We start from the raw sequence: 25644 nt of genomic DNA, 5'->3' as shown, positions 1-25644 counted from the left end.
CATGGGCGACCGCTGGCAGGTCGAGGTCGACCGCTCCATCTGCATCGGCTCCTCCCAGTGTGTCCACCGCGCCCCGGACGGCTTCCACCTGGACGCGGGCCGCCAGTCCCACCCGGTCGACCCGGAGACGGACGCCAACGAAAAGATCCTGGAGGCCGCGGAGAACTGCCCGGTCGAGGCCATCATGATCACGCTGCTGGGGAGCGGCGAGCCGGTTTTCCCGCCTGAGGAGTAAAAAAGTCCCCTTTCGGGGGTTCCATATTGCACTGGGCGTTCTATTCTGTTATTGGCCTACGGGACGAGTGAGGGAGTCCGACCGGAGTAGCCGACTTTGGCGAGACGCTTCGGCATCCGCCGGGGCCGACGTCGACGGTCGGGCTGAGAGGCCGGAAGGCAGTAGTCGGGCCGGAAGGCGACCCCCGTCACCTGATCCGGACCATGCCGGCGAAGGGAACCCGTCTCGTAGGTCTTCGTCATGCGCCCAGCCGCGCTGCCTCTATCGCGACTGCCTCTATCGCGCGTCCGGATCCGTCAGGTCGATCAACCGGCACACCGTCTCGATGTCGATCTTGACCTGGGCGATGGAGGCGCGGCCCGAGAGCCAGGTGATCAGGGCCGAGTGCCAGGTGTGCTCGATGACGCGGACCGCGGAGAGCTGCTCGGGGGTGGGGCGGTCCAGGCCCATCGCGTCGAGGATGATCACCGTCGTCTGGCGGGAGACCTGGTCGACCTCGGGGGAGACGCTGCGGTCCGCGAAGGTCAGGGCCCGGACCATCGCGTCGGCGAGGTGCGGCTCGCGCTGGAGGGCGCGGAAGGCCCGCATCAGGGTCTCCGCGACCCGATCGGCCGCCGAATCCCCGGTCGGCGGCTTCTTCCGCAGGGCGCCGTGCATGTGCTCCAGCTGGTCCTGCATCGTGGCGACCAACAGATGGATCTTGGACGGGAAGTAGCGGTAGAGGGTGCCGAGAGCGACCTGCGAGGACTCCGCGACCTCACGCATCTGCACCGCGTCGAAACCACCCCGGCTGGCCAGCTGCGCGCTCGCGTGCAGGATGCGCCGGCGGCGCGCCTCCTGCCGCTCCGTGAGGGGCGGAGTCGAGGCTCGCGCGGTACTGGCTTCCACCTTGGCTTCCGCAGGCATGGGTCCCGTTCCGTGGTCCGTGACAGTCGGTGAGGGCGAGTGATCAGACAGCATGGCAGGGCCTTCTGCCGTGGCGCGAATCACCTGATCCACCACTCACAGCACTGCTACCTGCCGGTAGATTCAGAGCCTCCTGAACGATCAAGTCTGAAACTTGTTCTAGATTACCGTGGCGGCGTAATGTCGCGGGAAAGTGAAGCGAGAAGGGGGCCCGGAGTGACCGCTGAGGCCAGCGAGGCGGGTCCCCAGGGGGAAACCGCCGCCGACGGCGGGCGACCGCTCGACATCGCGCTCCTCACCTATAAAGGGAACCCGTTCTGCGGCGGCCAGGGCGTCTACGTCCGCCACCTCTCCCGCGAACTCGTCCGCCTCGGCCACCGTGTCGAGGTCATCGGCTCCCAGCCCTACCCCGTCCTCGACGAGGGCTACGACGGCCTCACCCTCACCGAGCTGCCGAGCCTGGACCTCTACCGGCAGCCGGACCCCTTCCGCACCCCGGGCCGCGGCGAGTACCGCGACTGGATCGACGCCCTCGAAGTCGCGACGATGTGGACCGGCGGCTTCCCCGAGCCCCTGACCTTCTCGCTCCGCGCCCGCCGCCATCTCCGCGCCCGGCGCGGCCACTTCGACGTCGTGCACGACAACCAGACCCTGGGCTACGGCCTGTTGGGCGACGTCGGCGCGCCCCTGGTCACCACGATCCACCACCCCATCACCGTCGACCGGCAGTTGGAGCTGGACGCGGCCGAGGGCCTGCGCCGCAAGGCGTCCGTCCGCCGCTGGTACGGCTTCACCCGCATGCAGAAGCGAGTGGCCCGCCGCCTGCCGTCAGTCCTCACCGTCTCCGGCACCTCCCGCCAGGAGATCATCGACCACCTGGGCGTCCGCTCGGACCGCCTCCACGTCGTCCACATCGGCGCCGACACCGACCTCTTCTCACCGGATCCGTCGGTGCCGCGCGTACCGGGCCGCATCGTTACGACGTCCAGCGCGGACGTTCCGCTGAAGGGCCTCGTCCATCTCATCGAGGCGCTGGCGAAGGTACGTACCGAACACCCCGCCGCCCACCTCGTCGTCGTAGGAAAGCGCCCCGCCGAGGGCCCCGTCGCGCAGGCCGTCGAGCGCTACGAACTCTCCGGCGCCGTCGAGTTCGTCAAGGGCATCACCGACGCCGAACTGGTCGATCTGGTCCGCTCGGCGGAAGTCGCCTGCGTGCCCTCCCTGTACGAGGGCTTCTCCCTCCCGGCGGCCGAGGCGATGGCAACGCAGACCCCGCTGGTCGCCACGACAGGCGGCGCGATCCCCGAGGTCGCCGGCCGCGACGGAGAGACCTGCGTCGCCGTACCCCCGGGAGACGCGGGCGCGTTGGCCACCGGCCTCAGCCGCCTCCTCTCCGACCCGGAGCTGCGCCTCCGCCTCGGCACGGCGGGCCGCGAGCGAGTCCTACGCCACTTCACCTGGGCCCGAGCGGCCGAGGGAACGGTAGCCCACTACCGTGAGGCCATCGCCCGCTCCGCGGCAGCCCCGTTGAGCCGCTCCGCGCCCACGCCACCCGGCCGCTCCGCGGCCTCACAAGACGCAGGCCTCATCCCCGTGACCTCAGTAGAAACCCCCGATCGCGAAGGAAGGGCCACGTGCTGACCGTCGACTTCTCCCGGTTCCCGCTCGCCCCGGGCGACCGCGTCCTGGACCTCGGCTGCGGTGCCGGCCGGCACGCGTTCGAGTGCTACCGGCGCGGCGCCCAGGTCGTGGCGCTGGACCAGAACGGCGAGGAGATCCGCGAGGTCGCGAAGTGGTTCGCGGCGATGAAGGAGGCGGGGGAGGCCCCGGAGGGCGCGACCGCCACCGCGATGGAGGGCGACGCGCTCGCGCTGCCCTTCCCCGACGAGTCCTTCGATGTCGTCATCATCTCCGAGGTGATGGAGCACATCCCCGACGACAAGGGCGTACTCGCCGAGATGGTACGGGTGTTGAAGCCCGGCGGCCGGATCGCCATCACCGTCCCGCGCTACGGCCCCGAGAAGGTCTGCTGGAGCCTCTCCGACGCCTACCACGAGGTCGAGGGCGGCCACATCCGCATCTACAAGGCGGACGAACTGCTGGCGAAGATCAGGGAAGCCGGCCTCAAGCCCTACGGCACCCATCACGCCCACGCCCTGCACTCCCCGTACTGGTGGCTGAAGTGCGCGTTCGGCGTCGACAACGACAAGGCGCTGCCGGTGCGGGCGTACCACAAGCTCCTGGTCTGGGACATCATGAAGAAACCGCTGGCCACCCGGGTCGCCGAACAGGCGCTGAACCCGCTGATCGGCAAGAGCTTCGTGGCCTACGCGACCAAGCCGCATCTGCCCCAGCTCTCCAAGGACTCCGAGGTGGCCGCCAAGTGACCACCCCCCGGACAGAACACCTCGTCCTGCCCGGGGTCCTCACCGCCGAGCAGGCCGCCGCGACCGTCGCCGGCATCCTCGCCGTGCAGCGGGAGGACGGCGCGATCCCGTGGTTCCGGGGGCATCACCTCGACCCGTGGGACCACACCGAGGCCGCGATGGCCCTGGACGCGGCCGGCGAACACGAGGCCGCCGAGCGGGCGTACCTGTGGCTGGCGGCCCATCAGAACGAGGACGGGTCCTGGTACGCGGCCTACGCCGACGGCGACTTCGACGCCGTCACCGACCGGGGGCGCGAGACGAACTTCGTCGCCTACATAGCCGTAGGCGTGTGGCACCACTACCTGGCGACCGGGGACGACACCTTCCTGGACCGCATGTGGCCGACGGTCTACGCGGCGATCGAGTGCGTGCTGCTCCTGCAGCAGCCGGGCGGGCAGATCGGCTGGAAGCGGGAGGACGACGGCTCCCAGACCGCCGACGCGCTGCTCACCGGCTGCTCCTCGATCCACCACGCGCTGCGCTGTGCGCTCGCGATCGCCGAGCAGCGTGAAGAGCCGCAGCCGGACTGGGAGTTGGCGGTCGGTGCGCTTCGGCACGCGATACGCCGGCACCCCGAGCGGTTCCTCGACAAGGACCGCTACTCGATGGACTGGTACTACCCGGTGCTGGGCGGCGCGTTGACCGGCGCGGAGGCCAAGTCCCGGGTGGAGCAGGGCTGGAGCCGCTTCGTCGTGCCCGGTCTCGGGGTGCGCTGTGTCGTCCCCAACGCATGGGTGACGGGCGGCGAGTCGGCCGAACTCGCCCTGGCCCTGTGGGTGTTGGGCGAGTCCGACCGGGCGCTCGACATTCTCCAGTCGATCCAGCATCTGCGGGACGCGGAGAGCGGCCTGTACTGGACGGGCTATGTCTTCGACGACAAGGCCATCTGGCCTCGGGAGCTGACCACTTGGACGGCGGGCTCCCTGCTGCTGGCCGTGGCCGCGCTGGGCGGCGACGAGGCCACCTGCGCGGTCTTCGGCGGCGAACACCTCCCGAGGGGACTGGACACGGACTGCTGCGGCTGAGCGCGCCGGTGAGCTCAGGGCGGGCTTCAGAGTGTGCTCAGTGCTTGCCGATCCGGCCGGCGATGGCGTGCCCCACCAACAGGTACACGACCGCCGCGAGGCCGTACCCGCAGACGACCCGCGCCCATGCCTCGTCGAACGTGAACAGGTCATGGGACCAGCCGGCGAGCCAGAGGGCCGCGTCATGGATGAACTGCACGAATTCGTTCGCGCGGTTCGCGTCCAGCAAGTACATGAGGATCCACAGGCCGAGGATGCCGGCCATGATGTCCGCGATGATCGCGATGACCGACCCGGCCGAGTTCGAACCGCTGCTAGGAGACATACCTTGCGAATTGCCCTTGAACGCTGAATGAAACCCACCCCGCACCTACGTGTTGAGCTCGGCCAGTACGCGCAGGGTGTGCGGATCGGGGGCCAGGGCCAGCAGGTCGGTCACCGGCCCCTTTCGCCACGACTCCAGCCGCTCCGCGATGCGTTCACGCGGCCCGATGAGGGAGATCTCGTCGGCGAAGGCATCGGGAACGGCCAGTACGGCCTCCTCCCGCCGGCCCTCCAGGAACAGCGCCTGAATCCGCCGGGCCTCCTCCTCGTACCCCATGCGCCCCATGAGATCGGCGTGGAAGTTACGGGCGGCGTGCCCCATCCCGCCGATGTAGAAGCCGAGCATGGCCTTGACGGGCAACAGCCCTTCGGAGACGTCGTCGCAGACCTTGACGCGGGCCATGGGAGCGACGAGGAACCCGGCGGGAGCATCGGCGAGGGAGGCTTCATACACCTCACTCCGCGCGGGCGACCAGTACAGCGGCAGCCAGCCGTCCGCGATCCGGGTCGTCTGCGCGATGTTCTTCGGCCCCTCGGCGCCGAGCAGGACGGGGAGTTCGGCGCGCAGGGGATGGGTGATCGACTTGAGCGACTTGCCGAGACCGGTGCCGTCCGCGCCGCGATAGGGGTGGGAGTGGAAGCGGCCGTCGAGCTCAACGGGCCCTTCCCGCCTGAGGACTTGCCGTACGACATCGACGTACTCCCGGGTCGCGGTCAGCGGCGACTTCGGGAACGGACGCCCGTACCAGCCCTCGACGACCTGCGGCCCGGACAGCCCGAGCCCCAGCATCATGCGCCCGCCGGAGAGATGGTCGAGGGTGAGGGCGTGCATGGCGGTGGTGGTGGGTGACCGGGCCGCCATCTGCGCAACAGCCGTACCCAGCTTGATCCTTGAGGTCTGTGCGGCGATCCAGGTGAGCGGCGTGAAGGCGTCCGATCCCCAGGACTCTGCGGTCCACACGGAGTCGTAGCCGAGCCGTTCGGCCTCCTGGGCGAGGGGCACGTGATCGGGGGAGGGGCCGCGCCCCCAGTAACCGAGTGCGAGACCGAGCCGCATACCGGCGCTCCCATCTGACGGTGTGTCAGTTATGTGCGAGGGGCTGCGACTCTACGACAACGGCCCCTCACCCGGAAGGGAGAGGGGCCGCGGTCGGCGTCGGGGGATCAGCCTCGCTGAATGCCGCTCGTGTCCTGAAGGACGCCACGGCGACCGTCCTGCGTCTGGGCGACCAGAGCCGCACCACGCTGCTCGACGGCCAGGTACCAGGTGCCCGGCGCGAGTTCGGCGATCGGCGTCGGCGAACCGTCCTCGGAGAACAGGGGGCGCGGCACCGGCACGGCGAACCAGAACGGCGAGAAGTCCGGCGCGGGCGGCTGCGGGGCCTGCGCCTGCGGCTGCGGCGCCCCGAAGGGCTGACCGGCCTGCGGCTGACCACCGTAGGGCTGACCCGGCTGCGGGGCACCCGCGCCCGGGTAGCCGTAACCACCCTGGGGCGGCTGGGCGCCGTAGGGCTGGGGCTGCGGCGGCTTGGGGGCCGGGATGAGGGCGGCCTGGAGGGCGGGGACGAGGGGGGTCGCGACGGCTGCGCCCGCCAGCGCCAGGGCGCCGATCAGGCCGAGGATGAGGCCACTGCCGGCGCCGATGTCGGCTCCGGTGTCGCTGAACGCGCCCAGCGGGTCGATGATCGACCAGAGGGAGGTCCACGCCGCGAAGATCGTCAGTGCGACACCCAACTGCCCCAGGTCGAGTCCGGCGACCTTGCGCGGCTGCGGGAGCGCGCGGGATACGACGATCAGGGCCGCCCCGATGATGCCGCCGATGTACAGGCTCATCACCAGGCCGAGGTTCTCCCAGGCATTGGGGATGTCGCCGCCGGTCTCGCTGGAGTACGTGTCGAGGAACGACGCGATGAACAGCAATACCGCTGCTCCGATCACCACGCCGTCGCCTCGAGTGAGGGAGCGGATATTCACTTCAGTCGGTCCTTCGCAGGTCGTCTCGTCATCGGCATCGCTGTCACCATGTCGCCTTCAGGCCCCGGTGTGAAGCGCGGGGGTGGCCCCTCATCGTAAAGAGGACACTATCGTCCGCCCCATCAGGGTGTCCGCCCGGATCAGCCCGCCGAGTACTACCCGTGCAGGAAACTCACGATTCCATCAGAGATCCCTTGCGCGGCTTTCTGTCGCCAGGCTCCGCTGGTCAACAGCGCCGCGTCCTTGCTGTCGCGCATGTTGCCGCACTCGATGAACACCTTGGGGACCGTTGAGAGATTGAGACCGCCGAGGTCGGTCCGCGTGACGAGTCCGGTGCCGTCGCCGACGTAGTTGGAGGGCGTACTGCCCGTGTCCCGTACGAAGTTGCCCGCGATGCGCTCGCCGAGGTCGCGGGAGGAGGTGACGATCGGCCGGGTGTCGGCACCGCCCGCGTGCACGGAGCCCGGGAGGATCACGTGGAAGCCGCGGTTGCCGGTGCCCGCGCCGTCCGCGTGGACGGAGACGACGGCGTCGGCGTGCGCGTTGTTGCCGATGCGGGCCCGCTCGTCGATGCACGGCCCCCAGGAACGGTCGCCGTCCTGCGTGAACTTCACGGTGGCGCCCTGCTTCTCCAGAATCGTGCGAATCCGCCGGGCCACGTCCAGCGTGAACCGGGCCTCCGTGTAACCGGAGTTGGTGGAGGTGCCGGTGGTGTCGCACTCCTTCGAGCCGTTGCCGATCTGCACCTTGCTGTTGATCTCGGCCGTGTGCTGGAAGTTGTTCGGGTTGTGCCCCGGGTCGATGACGACGACCTTGCCCTTGAGAGGGCCGGTGGCGGCGGGCGCGGAGGAGGTCGGCGAGGGACTCGGCTTCTCGTCGTCACCGGAGGCAGAGGCGGTGGCGGTGCCGGAGGCGGAGGCCGTCGCCGAAACCGACGCCCGCGCGGCCGCCGTACCCGACCCGCCGGACCCGTCACCGGTCCCGCCCACCGAGTCATAGACAAGCCACCCGAGTAACGCCCCCGGCACCAGCGCGGCGACAGCGACGGTCAGGGGGCCGCGGCGGGAGCGGCGGGGGCGCGGAGGATCGAAGTCAGGCCCTACGTACGACACGTCTGCGACTTTAGGGCCTGTCCGGCGGATCAGCTCGCAGACGCGGGGTCTGGCGCGCACATCTGCGGCGTTGTCGTCGGTTGCCGACGCTCCGCGTCGACGCCCTCCTCCGCCTTGCAGCTGCACGCGCCAGACCCCGCTCACCTGCGCTTATGAGGCGCCGTTTCTTCCCTGCGACCTGATCCGCCGGGCAGGCCCTAACCGCGCCCTCAGATCCCCGCCCCCGTTCGCCGCAGCACACGCAGCGAGTCCGTAGCCGAGACCTCCGTGAAGGCGCCGGAAGCGAGGGCGCGGAGGTAGACCCGATACGGGGCCTGGCCGGTGAACTCGTCCTCCGGGTCCGGAAAGACGTCGTGGATGAGGAGGAGGCCGCCCTCGCTCACGTGGGGGGCCCAGCCCTCGTAGTCGGCGTTCGCGTGCTCGTCGGTGTGGCCGCCATCGATGAAGACGAGGGCGAGGGGGGAGTTCCAGAAGGCCGCGATCTGCGGGGAACGGCCGACCAGTGCGACCACGTGGTCCTCCAGCCCGGCGCGGTGGAGCGTGCGGCGGAAGGTGGGCAGCGTGTCCATCAGGCCGAGTTCGGGGTCGACGGTCTCCGGGTCGTGGTAGTCCCAGCCCGGCTGCTGCTCCTCGCTGCCCCGGTGGTGGTCGAGAGTGAGCGCCGTGACGCCGGCTTCCCGGGCCGCGTCGGCGAGCAGGATCGCGGACCGCCCGCAGTACGTCCCGACCTCAAGGAGAGGAAGCCCCAGCCGCCCGGCCTCGACGGCCGCCGCGTAGAGGGCCAGCCCCTCACCCAAGGGCATGAACCCCTTGGCGGCCTCGAAGGCGGCCAGGACGGAGTGCTTGGGCGCGGCCGGGGTCATGAGGGTCCCTTCGGAGATACGAGCGCACGGGCGCCCCATGCTGCCGTACCCCCGGCCGATGATTCGACGGAGGGTACGGACAGTGCCCCTTTAGGGGCGCGGGGAACTGCGCGACTAGCCCCCACACACCCGCAGACAACACACAACCGACTACGCGCTAACAGTCTCTCCGGGCAACGAAAGATCCAGGTCAACAGCAGTCTCGTCACCGGCATGCGTAGCAGACGAGGCAAGCGGCCCATGGCCGGAGGCCCGCGCAGCCAACACATACGCCCCCTGCCCCGGCACCGCCAGGACATAACTCCCGTCCTCCGAGGACAACGTGGCGCCGGCCTGCCGCCCACGCCGGTCGATCAACGTGACCTTGGCCCGAGCGACCGGCTCCCCGTCGGCGGCAAGAACCCGCCCCCGGAACCCACCGAGAACCTCCGCCGCCCGCTCAAGGTTGGCGTCCTCCTCACTGCTGGCACGCAGCTGCGGCTTGGTAGCCGGCCGATTGCGAGGCAGGAAGAGAGCCATGAGCAGCCCAACCGCGACCGCACCCGTCGCGATGAGGAAGGAGACACGGAACCCGTGCATGGTCGGGATGGCAACCCCGTTCACATTGTTCGCGGTGTTCGCCAGCACCATCCCGATCACGGCGCTGGACACGGACGTACCGATGGAACGCATCAGGGTGTTGAGCCCGTTGGCCGCACCCGTCTCCGAGGCCGGCACCGCACCGACGATCAGCGCGGGCAGCGAGGAGTACGCGAGCCCGATACCCGCGCCCAGGACGACGGCGATGACGAGGGACTGCCAGGCCGCGCTCATCAGGCCGAGGCCGGCACCGTAGCCGATCGCGATGATCACCATGCCGATGATCAGGGTGACCTTGGGGCCGTACTTGGCGGAGATACGGGCGTACACGGGAGCCGTGAACATCATCGTCAGCCCGAGCGGCGCCACCAGCAGACCGGCCACCACCATCGACTGGCCGAGGCCGTACCCGGTGGCCTTCGGCAGCTGGAGGAGCTGGGGAAGGACGAGGGAGACGACGTAGAAGGAGACACCGACCATGATCGAGGCGAGGTTGGTGAAGAGGACGGCCGGGCGGGCCGTGGTGCGCAGGTCCACCAGCGGGGCCTTGAGGCGCAGCTCCATCACGCCCCACAGGACGAGGACGACGGCGGACGCGGCGAACAGGCCGAGCGTGGTGCCGGAGGTCCAGCCCCAGTCGCTGCCCTTGGTGATGGGGAGGAGGAAGAGGACGAGCCCGGCGGAGAGGCCGATCGCGCCCAGGACGTCGAAGGTGCCCTCGGCGCGCGCGGGGGACTCCGGTACGACGAGGAGGGTGAGGACGATGGAGAGGGCGCCGAGGCCGGCCGCGCCGTAGAAGAGCGCGTGCCAGTCGGCGTGCTGGGCGATGAGTGCCGCGAGCGGCAGTGCGAGTCCGCCGCCGACGCCGATCGAGGAGCTCATCAGGGCCATGGCCGAGCCGAGCTTCTCGCGGGGCAGCATGTCGCGCATCAGGCCGATGCCGAGCGGGATCGCGCCCATCGCGAAGCCCTGGAGCGTACGGCCGGCGATCATCGTGAGCAGGTCGCTGGTGAGGGCGCTGATCAGCGCGCCGACCACCATCACGGACAGGCTGAGGATCAGCATGCGCCGCTTGCCGTACAGGTCACCGAGGCGTCCCATGATCGGGGTGGCCACGGCTCCCGAGAGGAGCGTCGATGTCAGGACCCAGGTGGCGTTGCTGGGCGCGGTGTCCAGCAGCTGCGGCAGATCCTTGATGACCGGGACGAGCAGGGTCTGCATCACCGCGACAACGATGCCCGCGAAGGCGAGCACCGGCACGATGGCGCCGGACGGCCTTCGAGCGGGCTGGTCGGTCGACGTGTGCGTCATTGAGTGAGGCCTCCAGGCCGGGAAGTGACGTAAGGGGAAGTCAGATAGGTGTCAGGTGAACCCCGTACGTCCAGGCAACTATTCCGATGCTTTGGCGTACTAACGAATTCTTGACCTGCCCATGGAGATCTGATCCCCCGTCAGGTCTGGCCCGTCAGTGGAACGTGTTCTAGTCTGACCCGCCATGAAGGCCTATGTAGCCGGTGTCGGGATGACGAGGTTCGAGAAGCCCGAGACCCGGGAGTGGCAGTACTGGGACATGGTGCGGGAGGCGGGGAACGCCGCCCTCGCGGACGCGGGAATCTCCTACGGCGATGTGGAACAGGTTCCTGTCGGCTACTGCTTCCAGCCCTCGACCGCCGGCCAGCGCGCCGCGTACGAGCTCGGCCTGACCGGCATCCCCGTCTACAACGTCAACAACAACTGCGCGACCGGCTCGACCGCGCTGATGCTGGCGCGACAGCTCGTCGAGGGCGGGGCGAGCGACTGCGTGCTGGCGCTGGGCTTCGAGAAGATGAAGCGAGGCGCGTTGGGGGGAGGGGCCGACGGCGGTGACTTCGCCACCTCCCCGGTCGCCCGGCACTACGGCATCATGGCCGCCCGGCACGGCTTCGAGATGACTCCGCCCACCGCGCAGATCTTCGGCGACGCGGCCCGCGAGCACATGGAGCGGTACGGGACGACCGAGGCGCAGCTCGCCGCCGTGGCCGCCAAGAATCACCGGCACTCCGCCCATAATCCGTACGCGCAGTTCCAGGACGTGTACGAGGTGGACGACATCCTTGCCGCGCGTACCGTGCACGCGCCGCTGACCAAGCTCCAGTGCTCGCCGACCTCCGACGGGGCCGCCGCCGCGGTCGTCGTGTCCGAACGGTTCGTGGAGCGGCGGGAGTTGGGGGAGAGGAAGGTCGTGGAGATCGTCGCGCAGGCGATGACCACGGATACGGAGGAGTCGTTCGCGTCGGGGTCGTGTATCGACGTCGTCGGGCAGCCCATGTCGAGGGAGGCGGCGCGGCAGGCGTACGAGCGTGCGGGGCTCGGCATCGAGGACGTGGATGTCGTAGAGCTGCATGACTGCTTCTCCGTCAATGAGTTGCTGACCTATGAGGCGCTCGGGATGTGCGGGGTGGGGGAGTCGGGGAAGCTCGTCGAGTCGGGGGCTACGACGTATGGGGGGCGGTGGGTGGTGAATCCGTCGGGCGGGCTGATCTCCAAGGGGCATCCGCTGGGGGCCACCGGGATTGCGCAGGTTGCCGAGTTGGTGTGGCAGTTGCGGGGGGAGGCGGGGGCGCGGCAGGTGGCGGGGGCTCGGGTGGGGCTTGCGCACAACATTGGGTTGGGCGGGGCTGCGGTGGTGACGGTGTTGCGGGCGCCGCTGGGAGCGTTGTGACTAGTCCGCGGGCCGGTGGGGGCTTGTCGCGCCCACGCGGCGGAGCCGCACATCGATACAGCCCCGCGCCCCTTCCCGGGGTGTCGGCCTCGCCTGTTTTGAATATGGCGTTCTCGAAATTTGAGAGGTAGCCTCTCATCGGCGGTCTCGGATCGTCCTGGTCTCGATGAGGAGGTCACCTTGGCCGGCAGTGTGGAGGGGAAGGTCGCCGTGGTCAGCGGCGGCTCGACCGGGGTTGGTCGAGCCGTGGCGAGGCTGCTGGCCGAGAAGGGCGCGGACGTCGTCCTGCTCGCCCGGCGCGCCGACCGACTTGAAGCGGCCGCCCGGGACATGGGCGGGCTGGCCGGGTCCGTGCTGACGATTCCGACGGACGTCAGCAGCGGCAGTGCCGTCCGGGCCGCCTTCGAGCAGATCGAGGCGCGGTTCGGGCGGGTGGACATCCTGCTCAACTGCGCCGGGGTCGCCCGTATTCGCGCCATCGAGGAGACCGAGGACGAGGACATCCAGGCCTGCGTCGGCACCAACCTCATGGGCCCGATCCACACGATCCGCTCGGCCGTGCCCCTGATGCGCGCGGCGGGCGGCGGCGACATCGTCAACCTCTCGTCCGAGATCACCCTCGACCACATGCCCCTGATGTCCATGTACGCGGCCAGCAAGCACGGCCTCAACGGCTTCACCGCCGCCATGCACAGAGAGCTGCGCGCCGACGGGATCCGCGTCACCCTCGTCATCCTCGGATCGGTCGCGGACAGCGCCTTCCACGAGAACTTCAGCGTTGAGGACCGGCAGCGTGCCCACCCGGTGTGGGAGGCCGACGGTTATCTGACGAGGGTGGGCGCCATGAAGCCGCTCCTCGCCGCGACCGTCGCGCAGAGCCTCCATCAGCTGCTCGGCGCGCCGCCCGAGGTCGCGCAGGACGTCGTGCACATACGCCCGGCGGGCTGACGCGGTGAGGCGGTCGGAAAGTGGGCCACGCGGGGGGCTGGTTGCCCGTCAGGTGGCCCTGGGCGGGGCGCGGAGGGAATTTCCCCCTGCCCCCGGATAGAGGGCCAACCCCATCTCCTCCCACCCCGCCACGCGCCGGACGACGGCCTCCGCCAAGCCCCACCAACACCCGCTGACCTGGGCTTACTTGCCGCCCGCGCCTACGATTCCCGGATGGACTCGACGCATCGGCACATACGCACAGTGGACGACGTACTCGACCTCCTGGACGGCCTGTTCGCGCCGGAGAGCGACCGTTGGACGGCCGGGGCCGCGGACTGGTGGGACGGCTTCTACGCGGACCGTTCGCGGCCGGTGCCGTTCTTTGTGGAGAAGCCGGACGAGAACCTGGTGTCGTACCTCGACCGGGGGTTGATCACCGGGGGCCGGGCCCTGGACCTGGGCTGCGGACCCGGCCGCAACGCCCTGCACCTCGCGGCGAACGGCTTCGAGGTGGACGCGGTCGATCTGTCCCCGGCGGCGGTCGCCTGGGCGGAGGAACGGGCGCGGGAGTCGGGGAGCCCGGTCCGTTTCCACTGCGGGGACGCTTTCGCCCTCGCCGGCGAGGAGCTGACCGGCCCCTACGACCTGATCCACGACTCGGGCTGCTTCCACCACCTGCCACCGCACCGCCGCATCAGCTACCTCGCCCTGCTGGACCAACTCCTCGCCCCAGGCGGCCACTTCAGCCTCACCTGCTTCGCGGCCGGAGGCATGGGTTCCGAACTCCCCGACGCCGACTTCTACTCCCGCCGGCCCGGCCTGCACGGCGGCCTCGCCTACACCCCCGAGTCCCTGCGCCGGATCTTCTCGGACCTGACGGAGGTGGAACTCCGCCGTATGCACGACGAACCGGCCGAGTCGCCGTACTTCGGGGAAGACTTCCTGTGGACGGGGCTGTTCAGGGCCCTGAACAGGGCTGTTTAGGGTTGGGGCATGACGACCTCGCAGACCTACCTCTCCGAACTGTTCTCGCTGGACGGCCGGGTCGCCGTGGTGACCGGCGGCAGTTCCGGCATCGGAAGGGCCATCGCCGGGGCCCTCGCGAGGGCGGGGGCGAGCGTGGTGGTCGTAGCGCGGAAGGAGGAGCAACTGGCCGCCACGGTCGGCGAGTTGTCGGCGGACGGTTGCCGGGCGGGCTGGGTCAGCGCCGACCTGGGCACCCGCGACGGGGTGCGCGCGGCGGCGGAGGCGGCGGCCGAGGTGTTCGGGGAACCCGACATCCTCGTCAACAGCGCCGGGATCAACCTGCGGCCGCCGATGGGCGAACTGAGCGACGAGGTGTGGGACACCACGCTGGCGGTCAACCTGGACGCGCCCCGACTGCTGGGCCGGCGGTTCGGGCCCGGCATGGCCGAGCGGGGCTTCGGGCGGATCATCCACATCACCTCCCAACAGGCGCACCGGGCGTTCGTCCAGAGCGGCGCCTACGGGGTGTCCAAGGGGGCGTTGGAGTCGCTGGCCCGCTCCCAGGCCGAGGCGTGGTCGCCGCACGGCGTCACCTGCAACACCCTCGTCCCGGGCTTCGTCATGACACCGCTCAACACCCGTTTGTCGTCCGACCCGGAGAAGGTGGCGGCGCTGGCCGCCCGCACGATGATCGGACGCAACGGTCTGGCCGACGACTTCGCGGGCGCGGCGGTGTTCCTGGCGAGCGGCGCCTCCGCGTATGTCACCGGGCAGTCGATCTTCGTGGACGGCGGGTTCTCGGTCCACTAGCCCACCCATGCGCTACGGCCTTACAGCCACCCCTGCTGCCGGGCCTCCCGCATCGCCTCCATGCGGTTGCGGGTGCCCGTCTTGCCGATGGCGGCGGAGAGGTAGTTGCGGACCGTGGACTCGGAGAGGTGGAGCCTGTCCGCGATGTCGGCGACCGTGGCGCCGTCCGCCGAGGCGCCCAGGACCTCGCACTCGCGGGCGGTGAGGGGGTTGGGGCCGGCGCTCAGGGCGGCTGCGGCGAGCGCGGGGTCGACGACCGTCTCGCCGGTCAGGACGCGACGGATCGCGGCGGCGAGCTCCTCCACGGGACCGTCCTTCACCAGGAAACCGGCGGCGCCCGCCTCCATGGCCCGGCGCAGATAACCGGGGCGGCCGAAGGTGGTCAGGATCAGCACCCGGCAGTCGGGAGCCTCGTCGCGGAGAACGGCGGCGGCGTCCAGGCCGCTCATGCCCGGCAGTTCGATGTCCAGGAGCGCCACGTCGGGCCGGTGGATCAGCGCCGCGTCCACGATCGCGTCCCCCGCCGACACCTGGGCGACCACCTCGATGTCCGCCTCCATCCCGAGCAACAGCGCGAGCGCCCCGCGCATCATCCCCTGATCCTCGGCGAGCAACACCCTGATGGACTTGGTCGGCCGGTGATCCCGGGGCATCTCGTTCACGGGCCAAGGGTAGGACGGGGGAAGTGTCCCGGGCGGGACCGGTGAAGTCGGGTGAGTGCAGCGCCCCGCAAGGGGCGCGGGGAACTGCGCGACCAGCCCCCACAGACCCGCAGTGAACGACCGTAAATCCAGTGGCCCGTCATCCGACCCGCCCGGCGGGTGCGGGCGCCTGCATCGGCGGCAACTCCTGCGATTCCACCGGAAGTTCAGCCGTCACAGTGAAACCGGTCTGGGGCCCCGACCCGGCCCGCAGGGAGCCCCCGGCAGCCGCCAGCCGTTCCGTGAGCCCCATGAGACCGGTGCCGGTGGCTGTCGCCGTTGACGCAGCCCCGCGGGCCCCCGTGCCGTTGTCGGAAACCCGCAGCCGAACGCGCTCCTGAGTACCGTCGACCTCGATCTCGCACCGCGAAGCGTCACTGTGCCGTACGACATTCGTGACCGCCTCTCGCACCACCCACCCCAGCAGCGCCTCGGTCTGCGGAGTGAGCGGTGGGCCGGAGCGCCGGATGACCGGGTCCATGTTCGCTGCAGTCAGTGCCGAATGGGCGCCCTCCAGTTCCGTGGCCAGGCTGCCCTGGCGGTAGCCCGTGACCGCCTCGCGGATTTCCGTGAGGGCCTGGCGGCCGACCGACTCGATGTCCGTGATCTGGAGCAGGGCCGCGTCCATGTCCCGCACCGCCAGCCTGCGGGCCGCCTCCGACTTCACGACGATCACCGAGAGGGTGTGGCCGAGCAGGTCGTGCAGGTCGCGGGAGAAGCGCAGGCGTTCCTCCTCGACGGCACGCCGGGCCAACTCCTCGCGGGCGGCACGCAGTTCACGTACGGCCTCGGAGAGGGACAGGATCGCCGCGGTCACCATCGTGGAGAGGAAGGTGCCGTACGCGATGTTGATCGCGTCCCAGCCCTCGCGGAGCCCGGCGACGAGCGCCGCGACCGCGGTCAGGGCGAGGCCCACCTTGCCGAGGAGCGGTCCGCGCACGATCGCCCCTGTCGCCAGGCCCAACAACGGGAAGAACAGGAGCCAGTTGCCGCCGTAGCCGACGGCGAGGCCGCAGGTCACCGCGGCCAGCAGGACGAGTGCCACCCGCGTCGATGTCGCCTCGCGGGCCTTCTTCACGAAGGCGCGGAACACGACGTAGATGTAGAGGGAGTTGAAGGTGAGCAGGCCGAGGCCGCCGATCCAGGGGTTCGGGGTCTCGCCCTGGAAGAGGTTGGAGAAGGCGCCCATTCCGAGGAGGAGCCAGGGGAGGAGGGAGAAGCCGGTGGGCGGCGGGCCGGGGTCCCGGAACGGTTCCTCCCCTGTCCCTTCGGCTGTCCCTTCGGCTGTCCCTTCGGCTGTCCGTTCGGCGTCTTTCATGTCGCACGAGGTCTTTCGCAACCAGGACATGTCTCTGCTCCCCCGTTCGGGTCCACGATGCTGCTTCGACGCTACGCAGGCCGGCGCCGGTCCGGCAGACGCAGATGTACGGAGTCGGGCGGGACAAATGTCATGGGCGCCGTTTCTGACATGCCGTCAGCAGTCTTCACAACTTCTGGGAGCTGGGCTATACAGGGGGTCGCCGTACTGGAACGCGTTCTAGAACAAACGGGTTCCGCGGCCCCGTGACGACCTCGGTGCGGCCGACGGTGCGGACGGCCGCACCGGGGTCTTACCCACCGGCTATCAGGAGCCCCATGCCCATCGACGCAGCCCTGGCGCTCGCCGCCGAACCGCGGACCGGCGAGATCGCCTGGGACCAGAAGGACGTTCAGCTCTATCACCTCGGCCTCGGTGCGGGCGCCAACCCCGACAAGGACAGCCCCGCCACCGACCCCGACGAGCTGCGCTACACCCTGGAATCACGGCTGCACGTCCTGCCGAGCTTCGCCACCGTCGCCGGCAACGGCTCACCCGGCGTGATCAGCGGCTTGTCCATGCCCGGCATCGACGTCGACCTCGCCCGCGTCCTGCACGGCGGTCAGAGCCTCGAAATCCACCGCCCGATCCCGGTCGAGGGCACGGCCACCGCGACCGGCCGCATCGCCGCCATCTACGACAAGGGCAAAGCCGCCGTCCTCGTCATGCGCACCGAGGTCGCCGACGCCGAGGGTCCGCTCTGGACCAGCGACGCGCAGATCTTCGTACGGGGGGAGGGGGGTTGGGGAGGCGATCGCGGGCCGTCCACTCGGCTCGAACCTCCCGCCGGCCCACCCGACCGGACCGTCGAGCGGCCCGTCCGAGCCGACCAGGCCCTCCTCTACCGCCTCTCCGGCGACTGGAACCCACTGCACGCCGACCCCGAGTTCGCCAAGGTCGCCGGGTTCGACCGGCCCATCCTGCACGGGCTCTGCACGTACGGGATGACGCTCAAGGCGGTCGTCGACACGCTCCTCGGCGGCGATGTCACCCGGGTCCGCGGGTACGGCACGCGCTTCGCCGGAGTTGTGTATCCGGGCGAGACCCTGCGCATCCGTATGTGGCGGCAGGATGCCGCGTCCTCAGCAGGGGCGACAGGTGCCGTCCGCGTCGCCGTCAGCGCCGTCGAGCGGGACGACGCGCCCGTCCTCGCCGACACCATCGTCCAGCACTCCTGAGCCACAAAGCCCTAGCCCTATGAGGGGAGCCGCACCATGCGCGCAGCCGTACTGCACGAGATCGGCCAGGACAAGCTCGAAGTCCTCGACGACGTCGAGGCGGTGGGGTTCGGCCCCGGCCGGGTGAGGATCCGGGTACGGGCCACGGGGCTGTGCCACTCGGACCTGTCCGCGATGAGCGGCGTACTGCCGCAGCCCGCGCCGTTCGTGCCGGGGCACGAGGGGGCGGGCGAGATAGTCGAAGTCGGGGACGGGGTAAGCAACTTGAGCGTCGGCGACCGGGTCGTCGTCTGCTGGCTGCCCGCCTGCGGAGTCTGTCCCGCCTGCAAGCGCGGCCAGAGCGAACTGTGTCTCGCCGGGTTCATGAACGCCGGCACCCCCAACTTCAGGCGCCCCGGCGGCGATGTCTTCGGCATGGCCGGCACCGGCACCTTCACCGAGGAGGTCGTCGTCGCCGCGGGCTGCGCCGTGCCCATTCCCGACGACGTGCCCTTCGACATCGCCGCGCTCATCGGGTGCGGGGTGACCACCGGCCTCGGCGCCGCCCTCAACACCGCTGATGTGGAGGCCGGTTCGTCGGTCGCCGTCATCGGCTGCGGCGGCGTCGGCATCTCCGCCATCCAGGGGGCCCGGGTCAAGGGCGCCGCCGAGATAGTCGCCGTCGACCCCGTCGCCTCGCGCCGCGAGTCCGCCCTCAAGTTCGGTGCCACGAAGGCGGTTTCGCCCGACGAGCTGCCCACCGTCAAGCAACAGGTCACCGGCGGCGAGGGCTTCGACTACGTCTTCGAGGTCGTCGGCAAGTCCGCCACCGCCCGCACCGCCTACGAGAACACCCGGCGCGGCGGCACCCTCGTCGTCGTCGGCGTGGGCGCCATGGACGACTTCCTCCAACTCAACATGTTCGAGCTGTTCTTCGACGAGAAGCGGATCCTGCCCTCGATGTACGGCGGCGGGGACGTCCTGCGCTCCTACGAGCGGACCATCGCCCTGTGGCGAGCGGGCCGCATCGACCTGGAGGGCCTCATCACCCACCGAGTGTCGCTGGCCGACATCAACGAGGCCCTCGACCAGATGCGCACGGGCACGGCTCTGCGTACCTGCATCGAGATCTGAACACCCCTGAACTCCCCTTTACCCGAGAGGACTTGAGAGGTCTTGATGTCACTGCCACTCGAAGGCCGGTCCGCGATCGTCACGGGCGCGGGCAGGGGGCTGGGCCGGGCCGAGGCGCGGGAGCTCGCCCGGCTCGGCGCGGCCGTCGTCGTCAACGACTACGGGCAACCCGGCCGGGACGGCTCCGGCGAGGCCTCGGCCGGGCCCGCCGAAGACGTCGCCGCCGAGATCCGCAAGGCGGGCGGACAGGCGATCGCCCACACCGGGGACGTCGCCGACTTCCAACAGGCGCGTGCGCTCGTCGAGTTGGCGGTCGCGGAGTTCGGCGGGCTCGACATCCTCGTCAACAACGCGGGCATCCTGCGCGACCGCATGGTCTTCTCCATGACGGAGGGGGAGTGGGACTCCGTCATACGGGTCCACCTCAAGGGGCACTTCAACACCACCCACTTCGCGGCCGCCTACTGGCGCGAGCGGTCAAAGGCGGCCGGCGCGCCGGTGTACGGGCGGATCGTGAACACCTCCTCGGAGGCGTTCCTCGCCGGTTCCGCCGGACAGCCCAACTACGCCGCCGCCAAAGGCGGAATCGTCGGCCTGACCACCTCCACGGCCCTCGCCCTCGCCAAGTACGGCGTCACCGCGAACGCCATCTGCCCCCGCGCCCGCACCCGGATGACCGAGGACGTCTTCACCGGCGCGGGCCTGGCCAAGCCGGACCAGGGCCTCGACCCCCTCGCCCCCGAACATGTCGCCCCGCTCGTCGGCTACCTGGCCTCACCGGCCGCCGGACGGATCAACGGCCAGCTCCTCGTCGTACACGGCGGCATGGTCGCCGTCGTCGAACGCCCGCGCGTGGCCGCCAAGTTCGACAGCGAACAGGACACCTTCACCTACGCCGAACTCGACGCGCTGCTCACCCGGTACTACGCGGACCGGCCGCAGGGGGAGACCTTCGCGGCGTCGGAGGTGCTCGGCCTCAAGCGCGGGTAGCCCGGAACGCGGATAACAGAACGGCCCCGCCCTTCGTGCGAAGGACGGGGCCTCGTGCCGCCTGGTTGGCCGAACCGCCTGTTGGCTGACTGACGTACTGACGTACCGTCAATCAGCTTGCCCAGGCCGCCTGTTCGTTCTGGTCGGCCGGCTTGCGGTGACGGCCGCGAGGGGCCGAGTCGCCGTCCTGGGCCGAGACCTGACCCCGGTGGCGGCCGTGAACCGTGGCCTCCTGGGCGTCAGCGGACATGGGCGGCGTGTTGTGTGCGTCGCTCATCGGAAGTTTCACCCCGTCAACATGATCTTTCTAACAGTCGCGATCTTAACCGGCGGCCCTCGGGGTGAAGCGAGGCGGCAGGCCGACCGGAATTACTTCGTTACCCGGTCGCAAACTTTGTTATCCGGCCTTCACCCGGCAGTCACCCGCCCGGTGAGTGGGGCCTGTTGCAAGGGCACCGGGCGGGCCGCGCCGGACTCGGCGGCGGAGCCTGTGGCAGGGTCGGCGGCGGACTCCGCGGCAGGATCCGCGAGGGAGTCCGCCGCGCTTTCCCCGACGGCTTCCGTCAAGCCTTCCGTCACGATATCCCCGGCGGCGGCAGGCCCCGGAGGATCCGTCGATTCCGGATCCTCCGGGCCCACGTCCCCCACGTCCCCCACGTCCCCCACGTCCCCCACGTCCCCCACGTCCCCCACGTCCCCCACGTCCCCCACGTCCCCCGAACCCCCGTCGTCCCCCGAACCCCCCGCTTCCCCCACCCCGTCGGGCACCCACCGAGCCAACCCGCACCCCACCACCCCCGCGACGTACGGCAGTTGGAGCACCCCGTCCTCGGTCCACAGTCCGGCCCCCGCCAACCATCCCTCGGGCGCCGGAAAGTGCCGTACCTGTCGATCCCGTGGCCGCCACAGCCCCACCCAGCTGCCGCCCGCCCCGTCGATCCGCAGAGCGACCCCGCATCCCTCCGGCATCAGCACCTGCCCCGGCTGGATCGCGAACGGTGTCACCACGCAGTCCGGCACTCGCAGGCACTCCGGGAAGCGCACCGGCAGGGTGGAGCCGAGGACGCCCCAGCCCAGCCGCCCGCCGTGCCCGGGGGCGGGCGCGTCCGAGTGGATCAGGAGAAGCCCGCTGTCCGGGTCGGCGAGCAGCAGCCGGTCGTCGCTGTCCGCGGCGATCTGGAGCAGCGGCGACACCTCGCCGCCCCGCTCCAGGTCGACCACGATCGCCTTGGTCCGGCCCCCGACCTCCCGGTCCAGGGCCAGCATCCGTCCCGTACGGTCCAGCCAGACCCCGCCCGAACAGCGGCCGGGGATCTCCGCGAGATGTTCGGGCCCGAACGCGCCGCCCACCACCAGCCACACCGCCGTCGAACGCCGGCCCACGGCGAGGGCGTACGCCCGCTCCCCGCCCGGAGCCGGCGGCAGCAGCCGCAGCCGGGTGTCGCCGTCGGGGCACTCGACCGCGCCGAGCAGCAGCTCACCGGTGCCGGGGCCGGTCGGGTACAGCAGCGAGAACGCGTGCCGCCCGTCCGCAAGCCGGCGAATGAGGACGCGTCCGTCGCCCATCGGCTGCACCTCGGTACCGGGTTCCTCCGGCTGGTTGCCGGGCAGCGGCACGGCGTACGGCTCCGGGCCGTCCAGCGTCCAGCGCTCCGGGAACAGGGAGTCGCCGTCCCGTGCGAGGCGGGCGCCGTAGGAACCGTCCACCGTGATCGCGCACGCCGCCCGAGGGGTCACCTCGTTCTCATCGCCGTCCGCGTCGCCGTCCTCCGCCGTGGGCTCGATCGCACAGGCCGTCATGGTTCGGTCACCTCCGGCCACGAAGCTAGTTTTCGCACGCGCGGGCGTGGGACCGGTCAGCAACCGCTTCACACATAAGGGTGGCCAAGTAACGATTCTCCTGAGGAAACGGGGGCCGGTGTGCTGGCCGGGGCCCTACGGACAGCGGCCGGGAGCCATGGCGGTACATCGCCACAGACCAGCCAGGTAGCCTTTCCCCGTGCCCCGTCTGTCTGAAGTCATCGCCGCGCTGGAGACCCTGTGGCCCGCCGAGCGGGCCGAGTCCTGGGACGCGGTCGGCACCGTCGTGGGCGACCCCGACCAGGAGGTCGGCCGGGTCCTGCTCGCGGTGGACCCCGTGCAGGACATCGTCGACGAGGCGGTGAAGCTGGACGCCGACCTGCTGGTCACCCACCACCCGCTCTACCTTCGCGGTACGACGACGGTCGCGGCCTCCCACTTCAAGGGCCGCGTGGTGCACACCCTGATCAAGAACGACATCGCGCTGCACGTCGCCCACACCAACGCCGACCGCGCCGCCCCCGGTGTCAGCGACGCGCTGGCCGGCGCCCTCGACCTGCGTGTCGTAGGGCCCCTCGTGCCGGACCCGACCGACAGCGAGGGCCGCCGCGGCCTGGGCAGGATCTGCGAGCTGGACCATCCGGTGACCGTCCGCGAGTTCGCGGCCCGTGCCGCCGAGCGCCTGCCCGCCACCGCGCAGGGCATCCGCGTGGCCGGCGACCCCGACGCCCTGGTCCGTACGGTCGCCGTCAGCGGCGGCTCCGGCGACAGCCTCTTCGACGACGTGCGCGCGGCCGGTGTCGACGCGTTCCTCACCGCGGACCTGCGCCACCACCCGGTCTCCGAAGCCCGGGCCCAGAGCCCTCTCGCGCTGCTCGACGCGGCGCACTGGGCCACCGAGTGGCCTTGGTGCGAGCTGGCCGCCGCCCAGCTCGACGAGATCTCCGACCGGAAGGGCTGGGGACTGCGCGTCCACGTCTCCGCCACGGTCACCGACCCCTGGACCGCCCACGCGGCGTCCACCCCTGATTCCTCTGGCCCTACCGATTCATCTGGAGCCCCCAACTGAACGCCGCGTCCGCCGACCAGATCCGCCTCCTCGACGTCCAGGCCCTCGACGTCCGCCGCCAGCAGCTCGCCCACAAGCGGCGGTCGCTGCCCGAGCACGCCGAGATCGACTCGCTGACCAAGGACCTCACCCAGGTGCGCGACCTGCTCGTGGCCGCGCAGACCGAGGAGAGCGACACCGCCCGCGAGCAGATCAAGGCCGAGCAGGACGTCGACCAGGTGCGCCAGCGCGCCGTCCGCGACCAGCAGCGCCTCGACTCGGGTGCCGTCACCTCCCCGAAGGACCTGGAGAACCTCCAGCGCGAGATCACCTCCCTCGCCAAGCGCCAGGGTGACCTGGAGGACGTCGTCCTGGAGATCATGGAGCGCCGCGAGTCCGCACAGGAGCGCGTCGCCGAGCTCCGCGTGCGTGACGGCTCCATCCAGTCGAAGGTCGACGACGCCACGGCCCGCCGTGACGCCGCATACGAGGAGATCGACGGCGAGGTCGCGACCGTCACCAAGGAGCGCGAGGTCATCGCGGGCTCCATCCCCGCCGACCTTCTCAAGCTCTACGACAAGCTGCGCGAGAAGCAGGGCGGCGTCGGTGCCGCGAAGCTCTACCAGCGCCGCTGCGAGGGCTGCCGTCTGGAGCTCAACATCACCGAGGTCAACGAGGTGAAGGCGGCCTCCCCCGACACGGTCCTGCGCTGCGGGAACTGCAGCCGCATCCTGGTCCGCACGTCCGAGTCCGGCCTGTAGGGAGAGTTCTCGGTGCGGGAGTTCATCGTCGAGGCCGACGGCGGGTCACGGGGCAACCCGGGACCCGCGGGCTACGGAGCCGTGGTGATCGACGCGGCGACGGGGGAGACGCTGGCGGAGCGCGCCGAGTACCTCGGCGTCGTCACCAACAACGTGGCGGAGTACCGGGGACTGGTGGCGGGCCTCCGCGCGGCCCACGAACTCGACCCGACCGCCTCGGTCCACGTCCGCATGGACTCCAAGCTGGTCGTCGAGCAGATGTCGGGCCGCTGGAAGATCAAACACCCGGACATGAAGCCCCTGGCGACGGAGGCGGCCCGGGTGTTTCCGGCGACGCAGGTGACGTACGAGTGGATCCCGAGAGAGAAGAACAAGCACGCGGACCGCTTGGCGAACGAGGCGATGGACGCTGGGAAGAGGGGCGACCAATGGATCGCAGGCTCAGGTCAGACACCTAAGGGGCGCGGGGAACTGCGCGACCAGCCCCCACTCGCCCGCACTATGACGACTACCGACAAGACCACCGCCGATACCCGCGCCGCGCGCAACGTAGCCACCCCCAGCGCAGGTTGGGCCCCCGCAGACATGGGCGCCCCCGCCACCTTCGTACTGCTCCGCCACGGCGAAACCCCCCTCACCCCCCAGAAGCGTTTCTCCGGCAGCGGCGGCACCAACCCCTCCCTCTCGGACGTGGGCCGGGACCAAGCCGAGCGAGCCGCCGCCGCGTTGGCCAAGCGCGGCACGATCCAGGACATCATCGCGTCCCCCCTGACTCGCACCAGGGAAACCGCCGCAGCCGTAGCGGAGCGCCTCAGCCTGGACGTGACGATCGAAGAGGGCCTGCGCGAGACGGACTTCGGTGCCTGGGAGGGCCTCACCTTCGGCGAGGTCCGCGAGCGCTACCCGGATGACCTGAACACCTGGCTGGCCGACCCGACGGCCGAACCGACCGGCGGCGGCGAGAGCTTCGCGGCGACGGCCACCCGTATCGCCGCCACCCGCGACAAGTTGGTCGCCGCGTACGCGGGCCGCACGGTCCTCCTCGTCACGCACGTCACCCCGATCAAGACGTTCGTCCAACTCGCCCTGGGCGCACCGCCCGAGTCCCTGTTCCGCATGGAACTCTCGGCGGCCTCACTCTCGGCCGTGGCGTACTACGCGGACGGCAACGCGAGCGTACGGCTGTTCAACGACACGTCCCACCTGCGCTGAGCGCGGCCGCCTCACGGGCCAGGGCCTCGACACGGCCCCAGTCCCGGGCCGCGATCGCGTCCGCCGGCAACATCCAAGTCCCGCCCACACAACAGACGTTGGGAAGCGCCAGATACTCCGGCGCGGAGGACAGCCCGATCCCGCCCGTCGGGCAGAAGCGCGCCTGCGGCAGCGGTCCCGCCAGCGACTTGAGATACGCCGTGCCGCCCGCCGCCTGAGCCGGGAAGAACTTCATCTCCCGCACCCCGCGCTCCAACAGCGCCACCACCTCCGACGTGGTCGACACCCCCGGCAGGAACGGCACCCCCGAAGCCCGCATCGCCTCCAGCAGTACGTCCGTCCAGCCCGGGCTGACCAGAAAACGCGCCCCGGCCGCCACCGACGCCGTCACCTGCTCCGGCGTGATGACGGTCCCCGCACCGACCACCGCGTCCGGCACCTCGCCGGCGATCGCCGAGATCGCGTCGAGCGCGGCGGGCGTCCGCAGCGTCACCTCGATCGCGAACAGCCCCCCGGCGACCAGCGCCCGCGCCAGCGGCACGGCATCGGCGGCGTCCTCCACGACGACCACGGGGAGGACGGGAGCGAGGTCGAGCACGGAGGCGGAGGCTGTCATGCGCCTCATCCTGC

26 protein-coding genes are annotated in these 25644 nt (G+C 70.5%); 14 read left to right on the top strand and 12 right to left on the bottom strand.

Features of this window, described 5'->3' with window-relative positions; translation table 11 throughout:
- Position 1 precedes the first annotated feature (1 nt).
- Positions 2–235 carry a ferredoxin gene (locus AC5DRG_RS15715; protein WP_491811117.1) on the top strand — a complete coding sequence of 78 codons (234 nt, stop codon included), beginning with the start codon at positions 2–4 and terminating at the stop codon, positions 233–235.
- A 276-nt stretch (positions 236–511) separates the two neighbouring features.
- On the opposite strand, the gene AC5DRG_RS15710 is transcribed toward AC5DRG_RS15715, so the two are convergent.
- A complete protein-coding gene (locus AC5DRG_RS15710; RefSeq protein ID WP_491811116.1) occupies positions 512–1141 on the bottom strand; it encodes a TetR family transcriptional regulator in 630 nt (209 codons plus the stop codon).
- Between the two features lie 216 nt (positions 1142–1357).
- Here AC5DRG_RS15710 and AC5DRG_RS15705 point away from each other — a divergent pair, with 216 nt between their 5' ends.
- The 3 genes from AC5DRG_RS15705 to AC5DRG_RS15695 are packed head-to-tail and all read left to right on the top strand — an operon-like array spanning position 1358 to position 4595.
- A complete protein-coding gene (locus AC5DRG_RS15705) occupies positions 1358–2782 on the top strand; it encodes a glycosyltransferase family 4 protein (RefSeq protein ID WP_491811115.1) in 1425 nt (474 codons plus the stop codon).
- Complete coding sequence (locus AC5DRG_RS15700) at positions 2776–3528, top strand: class I SAM-dependent methyltransferase (protein WP_491811114.1); 753 nt, start codon at positions 2776–2778, stop codon at positions 3526–3528. Before AC5DRG_RS15705 ends, AC5DRG_RS15700 begins: the two co-directional genes overlap by 7 nt.
- Entirely contained in the window at positions 3525–4595 is a 1071-nt protein-coding gene (locus tag AC5DRG_RS15695) for a prenyltransferase/squalene oxidase repeat-containing protein (RefSeq protein WP_491811113.1), read from the top strand. Before AC5DRG_RS15700 ends, AC5DRG_RS15695 begins: the two co-directional genes overlap by 4 nt.
- 37 nt (positions 4596–4632) lie before the next feature.
- On the opposite strand, the gene AC5DRG_RS15690 is transcribed toward AC5DRG_RS15695, so the two are convergent.
- The 6 genes from AC5DRG_RS15690 to AC5DRG_RS15665 form a co-directional block, all read right to left on the bottom strand.
- Positions 4633–4920: a hypothetical protein gene (locus AC5DRG_RS15690; RefSeq protein ID WP_491811112.1), complete on the bottom strand. Its 288-nt coding sequence runs from the start codon at positions 4918–4920 to the stop codon at positions 4633–4635.
- A 45-nt stretch (positions 4921–4965) separates the two neighbouring features.
- Positions 4966–5976 (bottom strand): LLM class F420-dependent oxidoreductase, encoded by a 1011-nt coding sequence (locus AC5DRG_RS15685; protein WP_491811111.1) that lies wholly within the window; start codon positions 5974–5976, stop codon positions 4966–4968.
- A 107-nt stretch (positions 5977–6083) separates the two neighbouring features.
- Complete coding sequence (locus AC5DRG_RS15680) at positions 6084–6893, bottom strand: hypothetical protein (RefSeq protein ID WP_491811110.1); 810 nt, start codon at positions 6891–6893, stop codon at positions 6084–6086.
- 155 nt (positions 6894–7048) lie between these two features.
- Complete coding sequence (locus AC5DRG_RS15675; RefSeq protein WP_491811109.1) at positions 7049–8005, bottom strand: N-acetylmuramoyl-L-alanine amidase; 957 nt, start codon at positions 8003–8005, stop codon at positions 7049–7051.
- Positions 8006–8214: 209 nt separating this feature from the next.
- Positions 8215–8868, bottom strand: coding sequence for a class I SAM-dependent methyltransferase (locus AC5DRG_RS15670; protein ID WP_491811108.1), 654 nt, complete (start codon positions 8866–8868; stop codon positions 8215–8217).
- A gap of 150 nt (positions 8869–9018) precedes the next feature.
- A complete protein-coding gene (locus tag AC5DRG_RS15665) occupies positions 9019–10758 on the bottom strand; it encodes an MFS transporter (protein ID WP_491811107.1) in 1740 nt (579 codons plus the stop codon).
- 184 nt (positions 10759–10942) lie between these two features.
- On the opposite strand from AC5DRG_RS15665, the gene AC5DRG_RS15660 reads away from it, so the two are divergent.
- The 4 genes from AC5DRG_RS15660 (at position 10943) to AC5DRG_RS15645 (ending at position 14854) form a co-directional block, all read left to right on the top strand.
- Entirely contained in the window at positions 10943–12148 is a 1206-nt protein-coding gene (locus tag AC5DRG_RS15660) for a lipid-transfer protein (RefSeq protein ID WP_491811106.1), read from the top strand.
- Between the two features lie 180 nt (positions 12149–12328).
- On the top strand, positions 12329–13096 hold the full coding sequence (locus tag AC5DRG_RS15655; RefSeq protein ID WP_491811105.1) for an SDR family oxidoreductase: 768 nt from the start codon (positions 12329–12331) through the stop codon (positions 13094–13096).
- A gap of 213 nt (positions 13097–13309) precedes the next feature.
- Positions 13310–14062 carry a class I SAM-dependent methyltransferase gene (locus AC5DRG_RS15650; protein WP_491811104.1) on the top strand — a complete coding sequence of 251 codons (753 nt, stop codon included), beginning with the start codon at positions 13310–13312 and terminating at the stop codon, positions 14060–14062.
- A 9-nt stretch (positions 14063–14071) separates the two neighbouring features.
- Positions 14072–14854: an SDR family NAD(P)-dependent oxidoreductase gene (locus AC5DRG_RS15645; protein WP_491811103.1), complete on the top strand. Its 783-nt coding sequence runs from the start codon at positions 14072–14074 to the stop codon at positions 14852–14854.
- Positions 14855–14874: 20 nt separating this feature from the next.
- On the opposite strand, the gene AC5DRG_RS15640 is transcribed toward AC5DRG_RS15645, so the two are convergent.
- Together AC5DRG_RS15640 and AC5DRG_RS15635 are read right to left on the bottom strand one after the other, a co-directional pair.
- Positions 14875–15507: a response regulator gene (locus AC5DRG_RS15640; protein WP_491813051.1), complete on the bottom strand. Its 633-nt coding sequence runs from the start codon at positions 15505–15507 to the stop codon at positions 14875–14877.
- Between the two features lie 148 nt (positions 15508–15655).
- Positions 15656–16903, bottom strand: a complete 1248-nt coding sequence (locus AC5DRG_RS15635; protein WP_491811102.1) for a sensor histidine kinase — start codon at positions 16901–16903, stop codon at positions 15656–15658.
- A 287-nt stretch (positions 16904–17190) separates the two neighbouring features.
- On the opposite strand from AC5DRG_RS15635, the gene AC5DRG_RS15630 reads away from it, so the two are divergent.
- From AC5DRG_RS15630 to AC5DRG_RS15620, 3 genes are read left to right on the top strand one after another with little or no spacing between them, the layout of a single operon-like run.
- A complete protein-coding gene (locus tag AC5DRG_RS15630; protein WP_491811101.1) occupies positions 17191–18090 on the top strand; it encodes a MaoC/PaaZ C-terminal domain-containing protein in 900 nt (299 codons plus the stop codon).
- Positions 18091–18126: 36 nt separating this feature from the next.
- A complete protein-coding gene (locus AC5DRG_RS15625; RefSeq protein WP_491811100.1) occupies positions 18127–19203 on the top strand; it encodes a Zn-dependent alcohol dehydrogenase in 1077 nt (358 codons plus the stop codon).
- A gap of 45 nt (positions 19204–19248) precedes the next feature.
- Positions 19249–20193: a 3-oxoacyl-ACP reductase gene (locus AC5DRG_RS15620; protein WP_491811099.1), complete on the top strand. Its 945-nt coding sequence runs from the start codon at positions 19249–19251 to the stop codon at positions 20191–20193.
- Positions 20194–20305: 112 nt separating this feature from the next.
- Here AC5DRG_RS15620 and AC5DRG_RS15615 read toward each other — a convergent pair whose 3' ends face one another.
- Positions 20306–20470, bottom strand: a complete 165-nt coding sequence (locus tag AC5DRG_RS15615) for a hypothetical protein (RefSeq protein WP_491811098.1) — start codon at positions 20468–20470, stop codon at positions 20306–20308.
- A 131-nt stretch (positions 20471–20601) separates the two neighbouring features.
- Complete coding sequence (locus AC5DRG_RS15610) at positions 20602–21993, bottom strand: hypothetical protein (RefSeq protein ID WP_491811097.1); 1392 nt, start codon at positions 21991–21993, stop codon at positions 20602–20604.
- Positions 21994–22192: 199 nt separating this feature from the next.
- Here AC5DRG_RS15610 and AC5DRG_RS15605 point away from each other — a divergent pair, with 199 nt between their 5' ends.
- From AC5DRG_RS15605 to AC5DRG_RS15595, 3 genes are read left to right on the top strand one after another with little or no spacing between them, the layout of a single operon-like run.
- Positions 22193–23062, top strand: a complete 870-nt coding sequence (locus tag AC5DRG_RS15605; protein ID WP_491811096.1) for a Nif3-like dinuclear metal center hexameric protein — start codon at positions 22193–22195, stop codon at positions 23060–23062.
- Complete coding sequence (locus AC5DRG_RS15600) at positions 23059–23802, top strand: zinc ribbon domain-containing protein (protein ID WP_491813050.1); 744 nt, start codon at positions 23059–23061, stop codon at positions 23800–23802. Before AC5DRG_RS15605 ends, AC5DRG_RS15600 begins: the two co-directional genes overlap by 4 nt.
- A 12-nt stretch (positions 23803–23814) precedes the next feature.
- Positions 23815–25014, top strand: a complete 1200-nt coding sequence (locus tag AC5DRG_RS15595; protein ID WP_491811095.1) for a bifunctional RNase H/acid phosphatase — start codon at positions 23815–23817, stop codon at positions 25012–25014.
- On the opposite strand, the gene eda is transcribed toward AC5DRG_RS15595, so the two are convergent.
- The gene (gene eda / locus AC5DRG_RS15590) at positions 24989–25630 is read right to left on the bottom strand and encodes a bifunctional 4-hydroxy-2-oxoglutarate aldolase/2-dehydro-3-deoxy-phosphogluconate aldolase (RefSeq protein WP_491811094.1); all 642 of its coding nucleotides are present in this window, start codon (positions 25628–25630) and stop codon (positions 24989–24991) included. The two genes, AC5DRG_RS15595 and eda, sit on opposite strands and share 26 nt — an antisense overlap.
- Positions 25631–25644: the final 14 nt, after the last annotated feature.

This window comes from Streptomyces sp. JLBG701, assembly GCF_058544905.1.
This window is presented reverse-complemented; position numbering and strand designations above follow the sequence as displayed.